Source organism: Methanobrevibacter sp. YE315 (assembly GCF_001548675.1).
Taxonomy (GTDB): domain Archaea; phylum Methanobacteriota; class Methanobacteria; order Methanobacteriales; family Methanobacteriaceae; genus Methanocatella.
Genome location: NZ_CP010834.1, coordinates 1,974,828 through 1,995,766 on the forward strand (window position 1 = coordinate 1,974,828; position 20,939 = coordinate 1,995,766).

Annotated in this window: 23 protein-coding genes; 3 read left to right on the forward strand and 20 right to left on the reverse strand. The window is 35.4% G+C overall.

Annotation, left to right across the window (positions count from 1 at the left end; all coding sequences use genetic code 11):
• Positions 1–7: 7 nt before the first annotated feature.
• Together ppsA and rplJ are read right to left on the reverse strand one after the other, a co-directional pair.
• Positions 8–2,284: a phosphoenolpyruvate synthase gene (ppsA, locus tag TL18_RS09185; RefSeq protein WP_067044591.1), complete on the reverse strand. Its 2,277-nt coding sequence runs from the start codon at positions 2,282–2,284 to the stop codon at positions 8–10.
• Between the two features lie 188 nt (positions 2,285–2,472).
• Positions 2,473–2,955 carry a 50S ribosomal protein L16 gene (gene rplJ, locus TL18_RS09190; protein WP_067044594.1) on the reverse strand — a complete coding sequence of 161 codons (483 nt, stop codon included), beginning with the start codon at positions 2,953–2,955 and terminating at the stop codon, positions 2,473–2,475.
• A 173-nt stretch (positions 2,956–3,128) separates the two neighbouring features.
• On the opposite strand from rplJ, the gene TL18_RS09195 reads away from it, so the two are divergent.
• The gene (locus tag TL18_RS09195; RefSeq protein WP_231483610.1) at positions 3,129–3,413 is read left to right on the forward strand and encodes a KEOPS complex subunit Pcc1; all 285 of its coding nucleotides are present in this window, start codon (positions 3,129–3,131) and stop codon (positions 3,411–3,413) included.
• A gap of 51 nt (positions 3,414–3,464) precedes the next feature.
• Positions 3,465–4,475 (forward strand): hypothetical protein, encoded by a 1,011-nt coding sequence (locus tag TL18_RS09200; RefSeq protein ID WP_067044597.1) that lies wholly within the window; start codon positions 3,465–3,467, stop codon positions 4,473–4,475.
• Here TL18_RS09200 and TL18_RS09205 read toward each other — a convergent pair.
• Entirely contained in the window at positions 4,472–5,554 is a 1,083-nt protein-coding gene (locus tag TL18_RS09205) for a nucleotidyltransferase family protein (protein ID WP_067044601.1), read from the reverse strand. The two genes, TL18_RS09200 and TL18_RS09205, sit on opposite strands and share 4 nt — an antisense overlap.
• Positions 5,555–5,644: 90 nt before the next feature.
• On the opposite strand from TL18_RS09205, the gene TL18_RS09210 reads away from it, so the two are divergent.
• Positions 5,645–6,901: a dihydroorotase family protein gene (locus TL18_RS09210; protein WP_067044605.1), complete on the forward strand. Its 1,257-nt coding sequence runs from the start codon at positions 5,645–5,647 to the stop codon at positions 6,899–6,901.
• Positions 6,902–6,942: 41 nt separating this feature from the next.
• Here the strand turns inward: TL18_RS09210 and TL18_RS09215 are convergent, their stop codons facing one another.
• The 17 genes from TL18_RS09215 to mtrE form a co-directional block, all read right to left on the reverse strand.
• On the reverse strand, positions 6,943–8,178 hold the full coding sequence (locus tag TL18_RS09215; RefSeq protein ID WP_067044608.1) for a 4Fe-4S binding protein: 1,236 nt from the start codon (positions 8,176–8,178) through the stop codon (positions 6,943–6,945).
• A gap of 20 nt (positions 8,179–8,198) precedes the next feature.
• Positions 8,199–9,626 (reverse strand): Ni/Fe hydrogenase subunit alpha, encoded by a 1,428-nt coding sequence (locus TL18_RS09220; protein ID WP_067044611.1) that lies wholly within the window; start codon positions 9,624–9,626, stop codon positions 8,199–8,201.
• A gap of 1 nt (position 9,627) precedes the next feature.
• A complete protein-coding gene (locus TL18_RS09225; RefSeq protein WP_067044615.1) occupies positions 9,628–10,554 on the reverse strand; it encodes a F420-nonreducing hydrogenase in 927 nt (308 codons plus the stop codon).
• A 15-nt stretch (positions 10,555–10,569) separates the two neighbouring features.
• Positions 10,570–10,995, reverse strand: coding sequence for a hydrogenase iron-sulfur subunit (locus TL18_RS09230; RefSeq protein ID WP_067044618.1), 426 nt, complete (start codon positions 10,993–10,995; stop codon positions 10,570–10,572).
• Between the two features lie 315 nt (positions 10,996–11,310).
• Entirely contained in the window at positions 11,311–12,561 is a 1,251-nt protein-coding gene (locus tag TL18_RS09235) for a SufD family Fe-S cluster assembly protein (protein ID WP_067045505.1), read from the reverse strand.
• A complete protein-coding gene (locus tag TL18_RS09240) occupies positions 12,530–13,285 on the reverse strand; it encodes an ABC transporter ATP-binding protein (RefSeq protein WP_067044622.1) in 756 nt (251 codons plus the stop codon). The genes TL18_RS09235 and TL18_RS09240 overlap by 32 nt, the downstream gene beginning before the upstream one ends.
• A gap of 140 nt (positions 13,286–13,425) precedes the next feature.
• Positions 13,426–13,692, reverse strand: coding sequence for a PRC-barrel domain-containing protein (locus TL18_RS09245; protein ID WP_067044625.1), 267 nt, complete (start codon positions 13,690–13,692; stop codon positions 13,426–13,428).
• 55 nt (positions 13,693–13,747) lie between these two features.
• Positions 13,748–14,356, reverse strand: a complete 609-nt coding sequence (locus tag TL18_RS09250) for an NTP transferase domain-containing protein (protein WP_067044629.1) — start codon at positions 14,354–14,356, stop codon at positions 13,748–13,750.
• Positions 14,357–14,372: 16 nt separating this feature from the next.
• A complete protein-coding gene (locus TL18_RS09255) occupies positions 14,373–15,842 on the reverse strand; it encodes a methanogenesis marker 14 protein (RefSeq protein WP_067044632.1) in 1,470 nt (489 codons plus the stop codon).
• 161 nt (positions 15,843–16,003) lie between these two features.
• Positions 16,004–16,936, reverse strand: a complete 933-nt coding sequence (gene mtrH / locus TL18_RS09260; protein ID WP_067044636.1) for a tetrahydromethanopterin S-methyltransferase subunit H — start codon at positions 16,934–16,936, stop codon at positions 16,004–16,006.
• A 13-nt stretch (positions 16,937–16,949) separates the two neighbouring features.
• Positions 16,950–17,186: a tetrahydromethanopterin S-methyltransferase subunit MtrG gene (mtrG, locus tag TL18_RS09265; RefSeq protein ID WP_067044639.1), complete on the reverse strand. Its 237-nt coding sequence runs from the start codon at positions 17,184–17,186 to the stop codon at positions 16,950–16,952.
• 10 nt (positions 17,187–17,196) lie between these two features.
• Positions 17,197–17,403: a tetrahydromethanopterin S-methyltransferase subunit F gene (locus TL18_RS09270; protein WP_067044643.1), complete on the reverse strand. Its 207-nt coding sequence runs from the start codon at positions 17,401–17,403 to the stop codon at positions 17,197–17,199.
• A 12-nt stretch (positions 17,404–17,415) separates the two neighbouring features.
• Positions 17,416–18,132, reverse strand: a complete 717-nt coding sequence (mtrA, locus tag TL18_RS09275) for a tetrahydromethanopterin S-methyltransferase subunit A (RefSeq protein WP_067044647.1) — start codon at positions 18,130–18,132, stop codon at positions 17,416–17,418.
• A complete protein-coding gene (locus TL18_RS09280; RefSeq protein ID WP_067044650.1) occupies positions 18,133–18,462 on the reverse strand; it encodes a tetrahydromethanopterin S-methyltransferase subunit B in 330 nt (109 codons plus the stop codon). It abuts the gene before it with no gap.
• 17 nt (positions 18,463–18,479) lie between these two features.
• Positions 18,480–19,295, reverse strand: coding sequence for a tetrahydromethanopterin S-methyltransferase subunit MtrC (mtrC, locus tag TL18_RS09285; protein WP_082706454.1), 816 nt, complete (start codon positions 19,293–19,295; stop codon positions 18,480–18,482).
• A complete protein-coding gene (gene mtrD, locus TL18_RS09290; protein ID WP_067044653.1) occupies positions 19,296–19,988 on the reverse strand; it encodes a tetrahydromethanopterin S-methyltransferase subunit D in 693 nt (230 codons plus the stop codon). It lies immediately after the preceding gene.
• A gap of 13 nt (positions 19,989–20,001) precedes the next feature.
• A complete protein-coding gene (gene mtrE / locus TL18_RS09295) occupies positions 20,002–20,880 on the reverse strand; it encodes a tetrahydromethanopterin S-methyltransferase subunit E (protein ID WP_067044656.1) in 879 nt (292 codons plus the stop codon).
• Positions 20,881–20,939 lie beyond the last annotated feature (59 nt).

The following is a 20,939-nucleotide window of genomic DNA, read 5'->3' on the forward strand; positions in this document are numbered from 1 at the left end:
ATAAAAATTATTCTATACGTTTACGAGCAGCGTCAAGAATAATTTTTTGCTCAGCACGAGCAACAGTTTTTCTTACATCAGCGATAGCATCAGTGTTTGAAGATACGCTTGTAATTCCAAACTCAACAAGTTTTTCAACAATGTGAGGCACACTACCTGCTTGACCGCAGATACTACATTTGACACCTGCTTCAGCACATTTTCTAATTGTTCTTTCAATCAATTTCATTACTGCAGGGTGTTCTTCTGAGTAGTGTTTTGCTACAAACTCATTGTTCCTATCAACTGCAAGGGTGTATTGAGTCAAATCGTTAGTTCCTAAACTTACAAAGTCTATTCCAACTTTAATATACTCATCAATCATTATTGCAGCTGCTGGAATTTCAACCATCATTCCAAATTCAACATCTTTGTGTGGTTCAAAACCAACTTCAGAACAAAGCTCCTTAGCTTTTTTAAGCTCTTCAGGACTTTGGGATAAAGGAATCATAATACCGATGTTTGTGTATCCTTTTTCATGTAACTTTTTAATAGCTTTAAATTCACATTTAAGGATTTCAGGTTGGTCAAGTTCTCTTCTGATACCTCTCCAACCAAGCATTGGGTTGTGTTCCCTAGGTTCGTTTTCTCCACCTTCCAATGTAATGAATTCATCTGTTGGTGCATCCAAAGTTCTGTACCATACTGGTTTTGGATAGAATGCATCTGCTACAATCATAACATTGTCAGCAATTGTATCAATCAATTCATCTTCTTTTCCATCAGCAATGAATTTGCCTGGGTGAATACCTGATGTCAACATTAAATGTTCTGTTCTTAAAAGACCGACACCATCAGCACCGGTTGCAGCTGCTCTTTCAGCTGCTTCAGGCATACTTACATTAGCTTTAACTTCAGTTACAGTAATTATTGGAGCTGCTTCAGCAGTAGCGACAACAGTAGCCGCTTCCTCTTTAGTTTCAGAAATACCTTCAAATACCAAACCTTTTTTACCGTCTAAAGTAACACCATCATTTTCTTTTAAAGTGGTTGTTGCATCACCGGTTCCTACAACACAAGGAATACCGAGTTCACGGGAAATAATTGATGCGTGGCAAGTAACCCCTCCTTCGTCAGTGACAATTCCGCTTGCCCTTCTCATGGCCGGAACCATATCAGGAGTGGTCATTGTGGTAACCATTATGTCACCATCTTCAATTTTATCCAATTCATCAATGTCTAAAACTATTTTGACTTTACCGGAAGCCATACCTGGGCTTGCTCCAAGACCTCTGACTAAAACATCACCGACATCTGCAGATGAGTCGCCGGATTCTTCTACAGCATCACCTAATGTGGTAATAGGTCTTGCTTGCAATAAGAATAGAGTGCCTTTTTCAAAGGCCCATTCTGTATCCATAGGTTCTCCGTAATGAGCTTGAACGGTTTTACCCATTTCAGTTAATTCAATGAGTTCTTCATCAGATAAAACTCTTTCATTTCTTAATTCATCAGGAACATCAACTTTTACACTGGTTCCATTTTCATCATTGGTATACATGACCTTTTTATCACTAACAGTCACATTGATAATTTCATTATTCTTTTTATCAACTTGATAATTATCTGGAGTTACATCACCGGACACAACAGATTCACCAAGACCCCATGATCCTTCAATTAAAGCTATTTCTTCACCAGTGGATGGGTTAACTGTAAACATTACTCCAGCTTTATCAGCATTAGCCATTTTTTGAACAACAACAGCAATATATACTTTGGAATGTTCAAAATTATTTTCTTCTCTGTAGAAAATAGCCCTAGCTTCAAATAAAGAAGCCCAACATTTTCTGATATACTCAATTACAGAATCATTACCAGAAACATGTAAAAAAGTATCTTGTTGACCTGCAAAAGAAGCTTCAGGCAAGTCTTCAGCAGTAGCGGAAGATCTAATAGCTACGTCAGTATCGTCTTCACCAACTCTTTGGCAAAGTTGATTGTAAGCTTCAGTAATAAATAAGATTAATTCTTCAGGAATAGGAGCCTCATTGATTATCGCTTTGATTTCTTCAGAAGCTTCTTGAAGAGCTTTAGTATCATTAATGTCAATTTCATCAAGAATATTCATGACTTGGCTATTAATTCCTGCATCATCCATAAATTTCTCATAAGCTTGAGCAGTTACTACAAAACCTGGTGGTACTGGAATGCCCGCTTGGGTTAATTCACCCAAATTAGCACCTTTTCCACCTGCAATTCCGATATCGGATTTACTTAAATCCTCAAATTTTACAACATACATGAAATATAACCTCTTGGTTTTGAAAATATAAATACATTGACCATAGTATAGAAGAAAAAACTAGTCAATATTATATTTTAATATGAATTTCAATGTTTAAATATTTAATTATATAAAAGTAAAAAATCAGAAAAAAAATAGAAAATTAGAAAAAAAGTAAAAGAAGCAAAAGAAAATCAATTAAAAAATTATTTAATTAATTCTTCGCCTTTGTCAACAACTATTTTGCATGGAACTGGTAATTTCATACCTGCTCTTTTCAATGCAACTTTAGCTTGTTCGAAATGTCTTTCTTGACAGTCGATAGTGATTATTCTTTGATCTTTTTTAACAATAGCTTCAACACTAATAGGCTTACCGAAAGCGTTTCTCATACCACTTTGTACCCTATCTGCTCCTGCACCAGTTGCCATTGGGTTTTCTCTTACAATTTGGTGAGGGTAAACTCTTAATTTTAAGTGGTAACCCATTCTACCAGCAGCCCTTTGCATTAATCTGTTAGAAGCAATCCTTGCAGCTTCTAAAGAGTTATGTCTGATTTGAGCTGGTTTTTTGACAGCTAAACTCACAGCCACAGGGAATTCATCTCTTAAGTTACCCATATCGTATTGTACGATTCTTGAATTTGGGGTTTTTCTAATATAATCTCTTCTTGTATAAGCACGAACCATTATTATTCCTCCGAAATAAAGATAACATGAAAATTCATGTTTTAATTAAAAATAGCTATAAATAATTTAATTTCCTACAATAGCTATATAAAAATTATATATCGTAATAGATAGAATACTTAAATATATTAATTAAGTTATTAATAAAGGTTACCATAATCTGGAAAAAAAATATGGAAAAAAATACTAAAAATAAAAAAAGTGAAATAATGAAAATCAAAGGGAAAATATATTTGGATTATAAAAACGCCGAATCTGCCAAATTGGTGCATGATTCATTAGAAATAGACAATGAAAATTACCTACAATCAGAACTAAAAGAAAATAAAATCATCTATGAAATTAATAATGAAAAATTAGGCACATTTCTATCAACTGTTGATGACTTAATTGCATCAGAAATAGTTGTAGAAAAAATTATTGAACATACTGATAAAGAAAAAGTTTTATATAAATAAAAAAAGATATATTAACTTAAAATATTAATTAAATCATTAGATGGTGTAATTATGGAATGCTATTATCATCCCGATAGGGAAAGTACAGATAAATGTGCTATATGTGGAAAATCTATTTGTAAAGAATGTGGATTAGAAATCTCAAAAAAAGTTTACTGTAAAGAATGTCTAGAAAAAATCATTGGTCTCGAAATAGATAAAAGCCAAACCGATGAAACAATTTCACAAGATTCAATACAAACAGAAGAACCTGATGTAACTCTTCAAGATTTAGATGATAACATTTACCAACCACAAAGTGAAGACATCGATTTTGAAGAACCATATGCTCCTCAAGAGGACGTTCCATCAAAAAGCTTTAGTGGAATCAGTGAAGATTCCCCATACAACATCAGAAGCAATATCGAATATAGCGGGGGTCTCGAATCTTCCTATCCAGATGAACTTTATGAAAAAGTTGAAGAACCAGCACAAGTTACACCAGATGAAATTAATGTTCCTAATGAAATCCCTGCCCAAGAAGCTGAAGATGATGCTATTTATCCAGACCATGACTACGAACCTCCATTGATAAATGAAGAGGAAAGTTTGGAGGATAAATATGCAAGATACCTTGATGATTTATATTTCGATGAAGTTGATGTTCCATTAAATGAACAGCTGGCAAAAGATGAAGCTCAATACGGATCTTTAACCAGAAGAGAATATGAACCTAAAAAAGAAGCACCAGTTGAACAAAGAGAACCTGGTCAAAAGAAAGCTCCAAAAGAGGAAATTCCTAAAGAGATGGAAACTAAACTCAAACCAGAAATATTAGATGATGAAAAGAATATCATTGCAGAAGATGATAAAAATATCCATAATCTAAACTATAACTCTGGTAAAGAACCTATGGGTGTCATTGACATACTATTAACAATAATATTGATTATAGTCATTTTGATTGTTGTATACTACTTGATTTATTTATTCATATTGAATACAAGTTACCCAACATTTTTAGATGCACTATTTGCTCTTAAAAATCCTCAAAATGTTATAAATAATATTTTAGCACGTTAAAATAATGAAATATTTTCATTATTTACTTTTTTTATAAATTTTTCCAATATCTCCTCATTTTTATAGCCCAATATTCTTAGATTGGATGGATATTTATCAATATAATGTGAGATGGTCTGTTTTTGTATAGGATTTTCTAAGATGCTTAAGATTCTTTGGCGGAAATGTGATGAAAATCCATGTAAAATTGATTTTTCCAATTCATCTAAATTGGTGTAAGGCCTATTGCCAATAATGTTTTCGGCTAATTTGTCATTGAACAAATTCAGGGATGACAACTCTTCAAAGGAATAATTGTTTGCAGCATCTAAAATTGACTCGACGTCCCTGATTCCATAAATTATCGATTCGTTTTGAATTTCCCTTTTTAAAATTTCAATAGTAGAAGAAGGCATCATGTCCATTACACCATCAAAATCGTCATTAATAATGCTTTCACGAATCAGAGTTCCGCTCACTCCACCGATTCTTTCTACAAATATGAATTTATTCGTATAATCAAAGCCGATTTTGCTTAAGGAATTTGAAAAAGAAGTGATGACATAATTATCCTCTTCAAGTTTGTTTTTCAAAATAATTTCATTGGTTGTTTTGTCTACGATTTTATAAGGTTTTGGCGCGATATGGTGGCCTAAATTTATTCTTTTTAAGATTTCTTCAAAACCTGGCATGGGTTTATATCCGCGAGGAATATGGTCCGTATTTAGAGATTTAAACATCTTACAAAGGCATAGGGAATATTGGCCGGATCCCATTATTCCCATTGGAGGACCTTCAACAACAACATCAGCCCCAACAGAAATTGCCATTTCTGCCCTAAGTTCCCTTGGCAATATATATGGAATACCCCTACCGCTTCTTTCAAAAAGACCCGGTACAATAGCTACAAATAATGACTCAGGAAACATATGCTTTGCAGTTTTCATGCAATGAAAATGACCGTTATGCAAAGGATTATACTCTGTAAAATCTGCAACCAAATTAACATCTGAAGTGCCTGTGGAATTTACAGATTCCATATCCAAATCATTGAAAAATAATTTTTTATCTCTTCTAAGAATATCCAAAACTTTAGACATGAAAATAAATATAAATCTTAACTTAAAAAAAGCTTATGATTTAAGAATATAAAAAAACAAATATGGAAGTATAAACATAGGGGACTGACAATGGATTTAGTAATTAAAAATTGCAGATTGGTTGATGAACTTGGCGAATATCACATCAAAGTAGAAAACGGAAAAATAGCAGACATCTCAAAAACACCTCTTAAAGGTGATGAAACAATAGATGCTAAAAACAACTATGTAATGCCCGGCTTCATCGATCCCCACATACATTTTAGAGATCCTGGATTAACTCAAAAGGAAGACTTTAAAACCGGAAGTTTGAGTGCTGCAAATGGAGGTTTTGCAACAGTAATCGATATGCCGAATACCCTTCCGAAAACAAATACCTATGATGCGCTAAAAGAAAAAATCAAAATTGCCAAAAATAAATCCGTTGTTAATTTTGAACTTCAGGCAGGCCATAATGACCTTGAAGAAATGAAGAGGATGGTTGAATTAAACCCAATATCCTTTAAAATATTCATGGACTTGGAAGATGATGAAAGTTTGGAGAAAATATTTAAAGACCTGTCCACATTAAAAGAAACAACACAATATAACGGTCTTGTTGCAACACATTGTGAAAAAAAATCCATTGTCGAAAGCAAAACCGCCAAATTGAAAGAAAAAAAGGAAAATGATGCAATTGACTACACATATGCTAGACCTTCACAAAGCGAAGACGAATCAGTGAAACAAGCCATTGAACTTGCAAGAAAGAACGGATTAAGATTGCATATCTGTCATTTGAGCTCTATTAAATCACTGGAAATGGCTAAAAACGCAAGCAAAAATATGCAGGTATCATGGGAATTTACACCGCACCATTTGCTGTTAGACAATACTGCATACAATATATATGGTACATTCATAAAAACCAATCCCCCATTAAGACCAAAAAACGAAAGTGTGGACATAACCTGTCTAGATGAGCATTCCATTATAGGAACTGACCATGCACCACATACCATGGAAGATAAAACAAAAGGTGTCTGGGCATCATCACCGGGAATTCCGAATTTAGAAACAGTAGTTCCGCTAATGTTAACTGAAGTGAATAATGGAAATCTTGATTTGAAAATCATTCCAAAAATCTTTTCTGAAAATGCCGCTAAAGTTTATGGTCTTGAGAATAAAGGCAAAATAGCAATAGGGAAAGATGCCGATTTCACAATAATAGACCTAAAACAAGAAGGAAAATTCAATATCGATGAATTTGAAACAAAAGCAGAATATTCTCCATTTGATAGTTGGAATTATATCGGAAAACCGGTAATGACAATAGTAAATGGAAAAACAGTAATGAATAAATTATAACTAATTTTAAAAAAAGAAAAAAATAAGGTGTGTTAACACACCTATTTGTAGCATAATGCATCTTCCGGACAAGCCTCAAGACATTGACCACATAAAGTACAGAATCCTGCAATTGGTAATTTAGGATTGTCAGTTTTATGAATCATGTCATAAGGACAAGCTTCGATACAGTCACCACATTGATCACATTTAGATGGGTTAAATGCAATCCTATCTCTAGCAACTGGTTCGCCGTCAATAGTAATTTCATATTGTTCGACTTTTAATGCATCGTTAGAACATACAGATGCACAAGCTCCACATCTAATACAACTAGTGAAAGATGGTTCTGCATCAGTTTCTTCTAAAGCTGGGCATAACATGCCTGTTTTAGTAACTACACGAATAGCTTGTGTAGGACATTTGTTAGCACATGCACCAATAAAGTCACATTTTTCTGCGTCTCTTCCAATACCTTCTGCATCTACAGGTGAACCTTCACCCCATTCAACATCAATTTCTAATGCGTCAACAGGACAAAGTTTTACACATAAACCACATGCAGCACAGACACTAGGAATAGCAACAGTTAAACTAGCACTGTTTGCAGCAATGAAATCACCAGGACATGCTTCTACACAAGTGTTACATCCAATACATTTAGCTGAATCGAAAGTAAATGATTTGATTTCTTTTGTACGTTTGATAGGTTTTTTCTCAGCAATGAAAATTGCATTCCAAGGACAAGTTTGGGAACATAAACCGCATCTGATACAATCATCGTTTACAGTAACTGGGCTTCCTACTTCATCAAGAGTAATAGCACTTACAGGACAATCGTCGACACAAGTTCCACATCCAACACAACCGTCGATGTAAACAGGTCCTTTTCCTTTAAGATCTAATTCGCATACTGCAGGTTCTTTAAGACCTGGAATACCGATTACATCTACTGGGCAAATGTCAACACATTTTTGACACATTACACAGAAACCTTCAACTTCTTTTAATTTTTCACCAGTGACTTTGAGAGTTTCTTGTGGACATACTTCTTCACATTTACCACAGGAGTCACATAAAATAGAGTTAAATACTAATCTTGCTTGGGTAAATCCGTCAGCAATTTCGTATTCTTCTACTTTTAATGCTCCGTTAGGACAAACGTCAGCACATTTTGGTTCTTCGCCACAAGTGTCACAGTGAATAATAGCGTTAGGTGTTACTTCAATAGCTGATGTAGGACAAGTACCTTCACATGCACCACATTTTATACAGCCATCTTCGTTAAATACAATCATTTATAAAAACCCCCTTAAATTTAGAATTTTTTAATGAGGTTTCCTTCACTGTCTACAATATCTACTTCAGCTAATCTCATTTGACTATCCATTGAGTGGGTAGCACAAGATAAACATGGGTCGTATGCTCTGATAACCATTTCCATTAAGTTAAAGATTTTATCATCAACTTCTACACCAGGTTTGATGTAATCTTTAGCTACTTGGTGAATACCCATTTCCATAGCTGGGTTGTTTTGGATTGTAGCTACAACAATGTTAGCATAAGAAGTTTGTCCATTATCATCAGATTTATAATGGTGGATTAAAGTACCACGAGGTGCTTCAACAATACCTACACCTTCACCTTCAGTTCTTTCTAATTCATCAGGGAATTTTTTACCAGATAAATCTTCTTCTAAAGCTGCTGCAGCACATTCAGCTGATGCTAACAATTCGATGAGTCTAGCATAGTTGAATAATAATGGTGCTTGAGCGTATCCAAATGCATCACGGAAAGCATTAAGAGCTTCTTGAGCAAGAGGTGCTTCTTTAGGCATTTGATCACAAACGTTAATCCTGGATAATGGTGCAACTCTGTAAATACCTTCTGGGTATCCCATTTCTTTAATGTAAGGGAATTTTAACCAGGAGTAAGGTTTTACGTGTTCAGCAACATAGTCGGTGTACTCTTCGTTTCTGTATTCGAACATGTCACTTCCGTCTTTGTCTCTGAATCTAATGTTACCATTATATACATCCCAAGTTCCATCAGGTTTTACAGTACCACAGTGTCTAGTGTCACCGAAGTTACCTAATGAAGCTACTAAGTCGATGTTTTCTTCAAATACAGGAATAGCTAAGTCTAAAGTAGCTTGTGCTAATTCTACATTTTGTTTTGCTCTTTCAAGTAAATCTTTTTGAGTATCAGCATCTAATTCGGTAGAAATACCACCAGGAGTGGATGAGGTAGGGTGAATAGGACGACCACCTATTTTTCTAACCATTTCTAAACCGTTTCTTCTGATGTTAATTGCTTGAAGTGCAATTTCAGGCATATCTTTAATAACTTGGAAAACATTCCTAGTTTTTCTGGTTCCGTTAGGAATGATTAAATCTGGTGCTGCTAAGAAGTAGAAATGAAGTGCGTGGGAGTGCATGTATGAACCCCAGTTCATAATTTCTCTCATTCTGTATGCAGTAGGTAAGATTTCATAATCATCGAAACCGAAAATTTGGTCAACTGCTTTTGCAGCTGCTAAGTGGTGTTGTACATCACAAATACCACAGATTCTAGGTACGATTCTTGGTAATTCTTCTACAGGACGACCTTGTAAGAATTTTTCGAATCCTCTGAATTCCATAACATGTAATCTTGTTTCTTCAACATTTCCAGCATCGTCAAGATGCACGGTAATTTTAGCGTGTCCTTCAATACGAGTAACAGGCTCCATAGTAAGTTTAACCATTTTATTCTCCTCCTTTCTGCATTTTCATTGGTACTAAAGCAGCAGGTAATGTGTAAGTGTAGAAAGTACCTACAATATCGTCTAATTGCTCAGCTACAGTTTCAGGATCAACAGTTTTATCTTCTTGTACACCGTAGTCAGAAGCAATCGCACTGATCATTTTTGCACCTTGGTCTAATACTTTTGCAGTAGGACCGTAACATCCTCTACATTGGATACCAATGGAAGGACATTCTGCACCACATAAAGATACGGTAGCAGGACCCATACATACTAAACCTTGGCTAATTAAACATAAATCAGGTTCAGGAAGACCTAATTCAAATTGTCTTTTAATGAAGTCCATAGCTAAACCAGCAGGTGGTTTTTCTCTAGGACATACTTCACAAAGGTTGGTAGCAGGTAATTCGATTGTGTCTCCTCTTAATAATGCTAAAACAGCTTCTGCTACAACATCAGAACGAGGTGGACAACCTGGAATCATTAAATCAATATCCATAGATTCACTGATAGGTCTTACTCTGCTTTCGAGGTGAGGTACCTCTTCGTGAGGAATAATTCCTTCAGGGTTTACGGTAGATACAGAGTTAATGTATCCTTCTTCTTCTAATTCTTCTACAGTCCATAAGTTTCCAAGACCTGGAATACCACCATAACATGCACAAGTTCCGTAAGAAATAACCATGTTAGCTTTTTCGTTTAACATTTCAGCTAATTCTCTGTTTTCATCGTTTCTTACTCCACCTTCTACGATGATAATATCTAAATCAGGTACTTCATCGTATTTAGTATCCATGAGTACAGGGGAGAATTCAAAGTCTGCAAATTCCATAACATCAATTAAAGATTCGTGGAAATCCGCAATGGATAAGTGGCAACCGGAACATCCACTAAACCACATAGTTCCTATTTTTACTTTATCTGCCATATTCATTCCTCCAATCTATTCTTCAGCATCTAATTGTTGTTTTAATGGAGCTGGACCTAATTCTTTGATTCTGTTAACCATCATTTTAACAGATTCAGAGAATTTTTCACCTTCGGATGCGGAAATCCAATCGTGGTGAACTCTTTCTTTTCCAATTCCCATATCATCAACTAATTTGTAGATTAATCTCATTCTACGATCTAATTTGTAGTTACCAGCATCATAGTGGCAGTCACCCATGTGACATCCAGCTACAAATACCCCATCAGCACCTTCTTTGAATGCTTTTAAAATAAATTGTGGGTCAATTCTTCCAGAACACATTACACGAATAACTCTAATATTCGGTGGGTATTGCATACGTGCAGTACCAGCTGTGTCCGCTCCTCCATAGGAACACCAGTTGCAACAAAACATTACAATTTTTACATCATCAGCCATAGAGTTTCTCCTCCTCTATAAATATTTTTCCGATTTAGAAAAACATCAGTTTTTCCAAATTCAATTTTAAAGTTTTTTAAAAAATTTTAAAATCTTTTTTTAAGGAATACTGTTTAGGCATACCTTAAAAACACAATTTCTGTACGTAATGAGCTAGCTCAGCAATACATTATGTACTGATTAATATATTTCATTAATAATTAATATAAAGGTTACTCGGAGATTAAAGTCAAAAGGTTTATATACTATGAAACAAGATTTTTGAAAACTAAATTATACATTTTAAAATTAGAAAAAAAGAAAAAATAGATGGAATTACATTCCATCAAGACTCATATCAATCATTCTTTGAGTTTGCTCGGCTAAATCATCAGGAAGCCCAGTGATATCCATGTTTAAAAATCCTCTAACAATCATGGATTCCGCATCCTCTTCAGCTATTCCACGAGAAGTCAAATAATTGATTTCATCTTCGGAAATTTTACCCACAGCAGCTTCGTGAGACATTTCTAAGTTAGCTGAACTTGCTTCAAGCTCTGGAACTGCATAAATAAAACTATCATCAGACAATACCAGCCCATGACATTCCAAATGACCTTTAACATCAGGGACAGTACCTGCAAGATGTCCTCTAGCATATATTTGGGATTCATCCTGAGCAACGGCTCTAGAGATAACTTCTCCCCTAGCGCCTTCAGCATTCAACAAAACTCTTGATCCGACATCAATAATTGAGTCTTTTTTACCTCCTTGAATACTTTGGAAAATTGCCCTGGAGTTTTTCCCATCACAATATGCAGTAGGGAATGATTGAATGGTGCTAACCGGACTGGTTAAGATATAATTATTTATATAAGTAGTATCATCCATTAACTTAACACCAGTTCTTGGACGCACTTCAACCTGTTCAGCCCAATTATGAACCATAGTAAATGTGATTTTGGAACCCGGCTTTAAATACATCTCAGAAACACCTACATGCATTGCAGAAGCAACATCATCACCAGTTGCACATCCGGTAATCAAATGCAATTCTGAATTTTCCTCAGCAATAATTACATTATGAGCTGTTTGCATAACATCTTCATCACTAATGAACATACAGGCTTGCACAGGCATAACTTCCTTAGTTCCAGGCAATGATCTTACAAAATAACCGCTTAAAACACCATTTTCTTTTTCATTTAATGCAGTTTTAGCAGTGTACTTATCAGCATCAGGCTTTACGACATTCCATAAATAATCATCTAACCAACTATATTTTTCCATTGCAATAGCCATATTCATTACTTCAATTGAATCAGACATTGAATTATTGGTAAAAATATTACTTTGGTCAACTTGTAAAAATGATCCAGACCTATTTTTCTCTTCAGTGTCAACACCCACTTTCAATAAATCCTCTTTGGTCTGTTTATTCAAATCATCTAAATCATCAATCATATCTAAAGCATTGACTGTTTCATCACTAAAATTTTCAATAGTAACATCAGCTCCAAGAGCTGCTTTTTTATTTATTGCCCTTTCAGCATCTTCATAAACATTGCGCACACTCAACACATCCATTAAAACCATTTTTTCTAATATCTTCAAGAATTTCACTAGGGTTTCCAGAACAAGAAATCACACCATCGATTAAAACATGCGCTTTATCTGCACTGACAAAATTTAAAATATAACCTAAATGAGTAATTAAAAGTCCGCTTCTTTTTCTACTGCGTTGTGGTTTATCCTTATCCAATAAAGTTCCGATTTCAGAAGCCAATAACTCTACATTTTCAATATCCACTCCTGAATCAGGTTCATCGAACATGGTGAAATCAGGCATTTGAGCCAATAACTGCAAAATTTCAGAACGTTTTACTTCACCACCTGAAAATCCTAAATTAACATCCCTATCTAAAAACTCATCGCTAAACTTGAGTTGACTAGCTAAACCTTTCATTCTAGGATTCAATTCCTCATTTACATCTTGGTTAGATATGATTTTTAATAAATCCCCAACTGAAACTCCCCTAATTGATGGAGGAGTCTGGAAACTAACACCAATACCTAACTGAACTCTTTCAGCAGTAGTTAACTTAGTTATGTCCTGACCTTTAAATTTTATAGAACCTTCAACAACTTCATAATTCGGGAAACCTAAAATTGTTAAAAATAATGTACTTTTACCTGCACCGTTAGGCCCTAAAAGAACATGAGTCTCCCCTTCGGCAATTGAAAGATTTACGCCTTTTAAAACTCTTTTACCGGCTACTTCCACAGCCAAATTTTCAATTTCAAGTAACATGTAATCACCTTTTTAATAAATATGAATTTTTTATACTAATATAAATATTAATTTACTAAATATAAATAGTTAACACATAACATAAAAAATATCAAAAAGACAGTTAAAATTGAATAAATAAAAAAAGAGAATAACTGAAATTATTCAGTTACAATAATGAATTCGCCGACTTTTTCGACTTTAGCGAAAGGAACTAACAATAAGTCACCATTTCTTTTAGCTCCTTTAACATGAATATTACGATCGCTTTCAACTCTAATTGCAATATCCACGATTTTACCGGTTTTTTCGTTGATAATTAATTCATCTAACACACCAAGAATACGTGCATTGTTGGTAGCTACTTGATAGTTTTTGATTTCACTCCATAATTTTTCTTCTCTTCTAGGAACTTGTTTATTTTCCATTAAATCACCTGATAAAAATTAATATTAGTTATATAAATATTTAACTTCATCATATTTAAACATAATATTCATTATATAATTTTTCAGCAATTTTACTATCCGGAATAGTATTAATATTTAAAGCCAGTTCTACTTTTGGACAAATCAACTGGTCTTCATCTTGAACAATATTGATGCTTCTCAATACATTCAGTCCTGATGGGACATTACCATTAAACTCATAGGAGTAATCGAGGCCTAAGTCTTCATAAATTTCAACAGGGACAACAACCGATAATGCGTCTTTAGGAGATTTTAAATAATAATCCAAAACATAATCAATTGTTTTCGTAGATATGAATGGTAAATCCGCATTAATGAATAGTAAAATATCTTCTTTAGATTTTTTTTCGAAATATTCCAAAATATAAGACAGATCAGTAAGATAATCATCTCCTGAAGTATCCAGAATAGTATAATCGCCATTAATGCTGTTTAGATATTCAGTTGTTTCAATAGTATTCGGACTGACAGCAACAACTATTTCATCTATCAGTTTAGATTCCTTTAAATTTTCAAGCACAAAACTGATTAAGGGTTTATCACGTAATTTGAAAAGAGGCTTTTCTTGGGGAACCTTAAGCCTGGTTCCCTTACCTCCTGCCATCAAAATTGCATAAATCATGATAAACCACAATTGTTTAAGCGAATTTTCCGCCCATCATTTTCATACGATCTTTAAGAATACATCTACCACCTTGTTTTCCTCCAATAGGAACTTTAGGAGTACCCATTGAATTCATACAACGTGCCATAATCGCAGAACCTAAAGCAAGACCATCTTCAACAAAAACAACATTTTCAAATTTATCTTGAACAGCTTCCAATATAAGCTGTGGTTTGCGTCCTGTAATTCCAGCCCTTCCAGTAATACCTAAAGCTGAACCTGGAACAATGACATTTTCTTTGAATGCCACATCCAATACTCTTTTTACAATATTGGTACTTACATAATCCAAAGTTGAAAGTAAAGTTGGAAGACCATCGGCATCATAGAATTGTGCTCCCAATTCCATTAAATCATCGAGTTTATCACCATTGAATCCAACATCACAACCAATTAATGTGGTACCTGCTTTTTCAGCAGCTTCCGGATTAACAGGTACGGTTCCGAACCTTTCAACATCCATTGGCACTTTAGTAATATTGACTAACTTATGGGCTTCAAGGGCATTGGCTTCAGCCTGTTTATGGTCAGCCTTTTTCATTGCTTTATCTGAATATAAATCTAAAGCTGCACCATTTTTCTTATCAATCATGCCGGAACCTCTAGCTAAAGAGTCACTGACAACCCCTGCAAGACCTAAAAAGTTACCTACAGTATTTGCATAAGGCTCATTGTCATTAACAATACGTCCGGCCAATGTTGAACCAAAGTCCAAAGAAACACAAGGGTTTCTATAATCCACTTCAGTCCATTTAGCACCTAATTTGATTCCAGCAGTAACAAGTTCCCCTTCCATTTCGTTTGCAACGGTTTCTTTACCTTGAGGAGGAACTACACTTACAACAGCCCCATCAAACATGATATTTTCTAAAAGGGAATGCTTTTGCAATCTTTCTGGAAGTTGAGAAATAGTCATTGCAGGAGACATTTTCCTTGGAGGAATATCCGCTTCAAGACAACCATCAGCAAGAGCGATGATTAATTGACCAGCTTCTTCAGCAGTTGCAAAACCTGCGGTTACCCCTGTGGATCTTACAACAAAATCCAAATCTTCATCCTTATCAACATTACATTTTCTTAAGGATTCTAAAACAGTATCTTTAATGAGTTCAGTTACAGATTCCTTAGAAAGCTCGATACCCCAAACAGTCTTACCGAACACCTCTTCATTAGCTTTAGGTGGGCGTATATCACGAGTCATTTTAACTGTTTTGTTTAATAGATAAGATTCACTAGTGTTTAAATTGGTAGCCATTACAATGGATTTTGTAGTAGTGTTACCTAATTCAACAGAAGCAGTTACATAAAAAGTATCTGGCTTTTGAACAGCGCCAGGACTTGCAGGACCTGCCTTTTGAGCTCTTAAAGTACCTAAATTGCCGGTTTTAGAATGAGCAATAATAGGTTTAGGACCTTTATTAAAAATTCTACTTAGAAAAGACATTTTATAACCTCAATTAAAACTTGATTATAAATATCTTTTTATAATAATATAAATTTTATTAAAAAATCTTGAGAAAAAGTACTGAAAAGTTAATTAAAAAAAAGTAAAAAATAGAAAAAAATGATTAGATGAAAGTAATCATCTAATCGGGACCCTTTTATCTATAATAAGTTGTTAATAGGGTGGTCTTCTACAGGTTCGGTACCGATATCTTTTGCTGCTTCAGCAATCATAATATCAGCCATACCACATGCAGGGAATGCGAGTCTGGAGTTTTCAATAGGTCCGTAAAGAACGAAGTCTCCTCCAGCCATTTGTTGAACAATGTTTGAACCAATGTCACAAACAGGCCATGCTTCTTTGTGTTCTTTTTTGTATTGTCTTAACCAGTCCCATGCGGAAGGTACGTTGTGAATACCGGATCCTACTGGGTATCCCCATTTAGCTTTTACTGCGTAAGCGGTTCTTACAGCAGGTCCTGCACCTTGACCTAATGGAGTTACAGCTACGTCCATCCATGGTTTGGTAATTCCACATTCATCTGCCATTTCAAGAATACCTTTGTCGATTACAGCTCCACCAGTTTCCCAGATTTCGATTTTTCCTTCTACACCAGGAGTCATTGGGTTGAAACCTAAGAGAATGGATGCATCGATGTCTGAGTTTTTAATAGCTTCAATTTCACCAGGTTCTGCAGCCATACTTATAGAGTTGTAAACAGCTCTGTCAGCTAATCCTGCATCTTGAACGTATTCTACACCTGCAATTTTTGCAGCTGCTGCAGTTGAGTCGATAAGGAAAGGTTTGTCACAGACGTCTCCTACAAATTCTAAGTATTTTACCATAGCATCTGCAGTAGCACCGAAAGTTTGTACAACACAAGGGTTTCCGGTTACATCAGACATTTCTTCCATAGTTTTAATTAATCCGTCAGCAGCATCTTTATCAAAGTCACCTGCTTTTTCATCACTAATAATTTTGTGTCCACCGTAAAAGATTGTTCCTGCTAAAACGGTTGGGTATTCACCAGGTTGCCCACCCATTTTAACTCCAGCAATATCAATTACGAGTTGTTCTTTATCAAATCTAAACATAAGTATAAACCTCCTATAATAAGGTAGATAGCATTGTAGTTATTCCAAATTTAATAGCTACAACTAAAATAATTAATCCAAGTATAATACCATACAATATACCAACATCTCTACCAGTTTGTTGGCCTAAACGTTGATAATATTCCCCAACAGTGAAATCAACTTTTTCTTCTGCTTCATCTAATTTAGCAACGAGAGCATTGAAATCATCAGGGGAAACCATTACTGAAGGTACTGATTCATCACTCATAATAACACCTCTATAATCCTAATGCTTTTGCAATGAAAGGAATAATTACAATAAAGAGTGTTGCTATACAAGCACCGATAGCAAATCCTTTAAATCTGGTTGCGAGTAAACCAGCGAATAATTTACCTTCTCTTGCAAGGAGTTTTGAACTGTATTCAGCATCATCAGCTGCAGTTCTCATTCCGCCTATATTTGGTTTATTTGAAATTTGTACCATAATTTATCCTCCTTAGAACATCAAGAATAAAACTCCAATGATTAAAGTGAAAGCTAATCCGATCATTATACCTTGGACTTTACCAGCATAATTACCGGCCATATTTCTTTGAATAGCTCCGACCATATCGATTTTAGTGTTAATATCCCTAATCCTTGCTTCAATGAGTCCGGTTTCAGCAGAAATAACTCTAATTGCTTCACCTTCTTCCTCATCTCCACCGTCGTCGTCAACAGAAATAACCATAGCTTCTTCTTCAAAAGCACCTGGATCTTTTTCTACACATTCATTAATTTTTGATTGAATTGCTCCGATATCTTCAGTATCGATTAAGTCAACAATTTCTAATTGTTGCTGGAATCTTTCAATACCTTCGAGAGGAACATTTTCTACGAAAGGAATAGCACCGGTTGCACCGATAATTTTCTTTTTATCTGGGTCTGCACCGTTGTCGTATAATGCTTGGATACTTTGACCAGTAATGTGTCCTTGTACTTCAGCACCAGCTAATATTAAGAAACGAATATTAGGGTTTGAAATAATATTTGCGACAACTTTTTCTATTCCTAAGTTTTCTGTTTTACATGGACCTGCAATAGCTGCTCCAGAAAGTTCAGCTTCAATGTGTGAAGCTAAAGTTGTTACTGCAACAGGGCTTTCAGGATCACCTACAATGTAATCCCCACTAATAACCGGCCAGCCATCTGCAGGAGCTTTTTTATCAGCCATCTATAAAACCCCCATCGCTTGTAAGATTGGTAATGCAGCAAATATAATGAATGATGCTAATAAGAAACCATATACCATGTTAGTTAATAATCCTGCAGTTACATATGAACCTTCCCTTCCTGGGAATGATCCTACAGGACTTGTGTATGGATCTAATGAAGCCATTAATTCATCAGCAGCCAATTCAACTTTTGCTACTTGTTCTTCCACTTCGTCCATAGATAAGAGTACAACTCCGGAACCTAAAGATGAACCAATAACCCCAGTTGCAGGGTCTAATGCGAAGTTCATTTCAGGTATAATTTGTATCATAGGTAACATTTGAGCCATATTTAATTCCTCCTAATCTATTGCTCCACTTTAGGCCATAATCCAGCCCATTTGGTTGATGCTGCGTCATTCATGGAAGCTAATACGAATGCTCTGAATGAAATTACCCAACCAATTAAACCAACGATGAATACGACAAACCAACCTAATCCACCAGTAGTGATGGACATGATACCAGTAATAGTCATAGCTAAGAATGCAGTAGAACATGCACATTTGAGAGTTCTTAGTTGATCTTCGTTAGGTCCTAAACATGCGTTGAATGGGTGTTGGATAGCCATAGTACACATAATAAATAATACAGCAATAAAACCAGTTGCAACAACACTTTTCATAATAGCTGCTATTTCAAAACTGCCTGCAATTGCGACAGCAAATCCTAAAATAGCTAAAGCAGCTGCACCAGCAATTTCAATAGTACATTGAATCATAATAGGGATTTTCATACCTACAATTTTAATTGCAACTACAGCAATAACTGCACCAATGATACATGCAATAACTAATGCTGCAATAGGTCCAATTAATGCGATTTTTAACATTGCTGCTAAACTAAGACCTGCTAATGCAGAAATAACACCAACAGATAAAGACATATAACCAATAGATGGTACACCAGTACCTAAACCGTAACTTGCTACTCTACGGATTGCGTCAGCACCCCATACAATAGCACATACAGCACCAAGACCAGCTAATACTGGTCCGATGACATCACCTAAGAAACTAGATAAATAGATACCAAGTAATCCACCAACAATACCTAAAATTAATAAATGCATTGAGTCAACTGCACCTGCAGCTGCACCGTCAGCACTTCCACCAGCAGACATTTAGATACCTCCAGTTAAAATAATACAAAAGATTCCAACAACAATAGATGCGATTGCACATGCAAGTGCTCCAGTTCCAATTCTTTTGAATTTTGGATCGTGCATACCTTCAATGGTACCACCGATGTTATAAGAAGCAATTACAGAGTTAATAAAGAACACACCTACACCTAAAATAGCAGCTAAACCAACAGCAGTAGCAGGGTCAAAAGAAGCTTTTACAGAATCATAAATACCGTAGTAGACTAATCCACCACCGAATCCACCAAGAAGTCCTCCAATAAGACCACTTACAAATGAAGTTACTGGTACACCGTGACCTTCGGTACCAGGGGTTTTGTATGCTTCTTGGTTACGTTTGGTAATCCAGTCAACAGGTACTTTGGATGCTGCAGGAACAATACCTACACCAAAGATGTAAATTAAGTTAGCAATGAGCATGGTAATACCCATCATGATCATAGCACCTATTGCTCCACCTATACCTACTATATAGAATGGTTCACCTGTCATAGTTGCAGCAGTAATAAGTCCTGTTAAACCAGCACCAGCAGCTAACATAGCAGTACCTGTACCTACACCAGTAGCTGTTGCCATAGCCGCAGGAGCTCCTCCTACAGGAATAAAGTGCACACCTGCACCAATCATAATACCGCCTATTGCGATGAATAAAATTAAACTAATTGGATCCATAATCGAAACCTCCTTATTCTTCCTCATATGGTCCATATTTGGTTCTTGCAAATACTTCTAAGTAGTTATCCATTATAACTAATAAGATAACAATGATAATACCTACAATAATACCACCATATACTCCAAATACTACTGTATTCCAGAAACTAAAGAATACAACGAGACCGAAACAGAAACCAGTTAATGGTCCACCAAATTTAGCACAGAAGTTTACTACATCCATAGAGTTTTTAGCACCCATTGGAGCTTTAGTAACAATATCCCCTTGAATAGCTACAGGGGTTCCTCCACCAAATTCAAATTTTTGATATTCACTTTCTGCACCATAGTGAACGTCCCCAGTTGAAGAACCGATAGCTCCAAGAGCAATACCCCAAAGCATTGCTAAGAGTGGTAATGGGAATACGTGTAATGCAGTACCATTAATTGGAATAGTCATTAAGTATGAAATTCCAACTATACAAAAAGTAGTTATAAATCCGTGACCTGCGATAGGTCCTAAAGATTGAGTTAAAACATCCATAAATAATGGTTGTTCGAATTGAGATTGTCCGACAATCCTTCCCATGTGGGATGTAACAGTATAAATAGCGTGAACAAAAGCAGCGATACAAGCACCAATTGCAATAGCTACGATAGGTAACATACCTAAAGACATAATGATGTATGCAACAGCACCAGCAACACCACACCAAACACCATAAGCGACTGGTTCACCAGAAGTCGCCTTGTTTATCATACGGTGTAAATGTCCCATTTGTGGAGCAAGTTGAACTTGGGAGTTAGGGTTACTTTGAGAACCAATATCAGATTCTAAGTCCTCTGCAGCCCCTCCAATAGTAGCAACTGCACCCATTAATGCAACTACACCTAATGTTACAGGGTCCATAATTTTTTTCCTCCATATTTTTTATTAAATTGATCATTTAATAAACGTGAAACAACCTT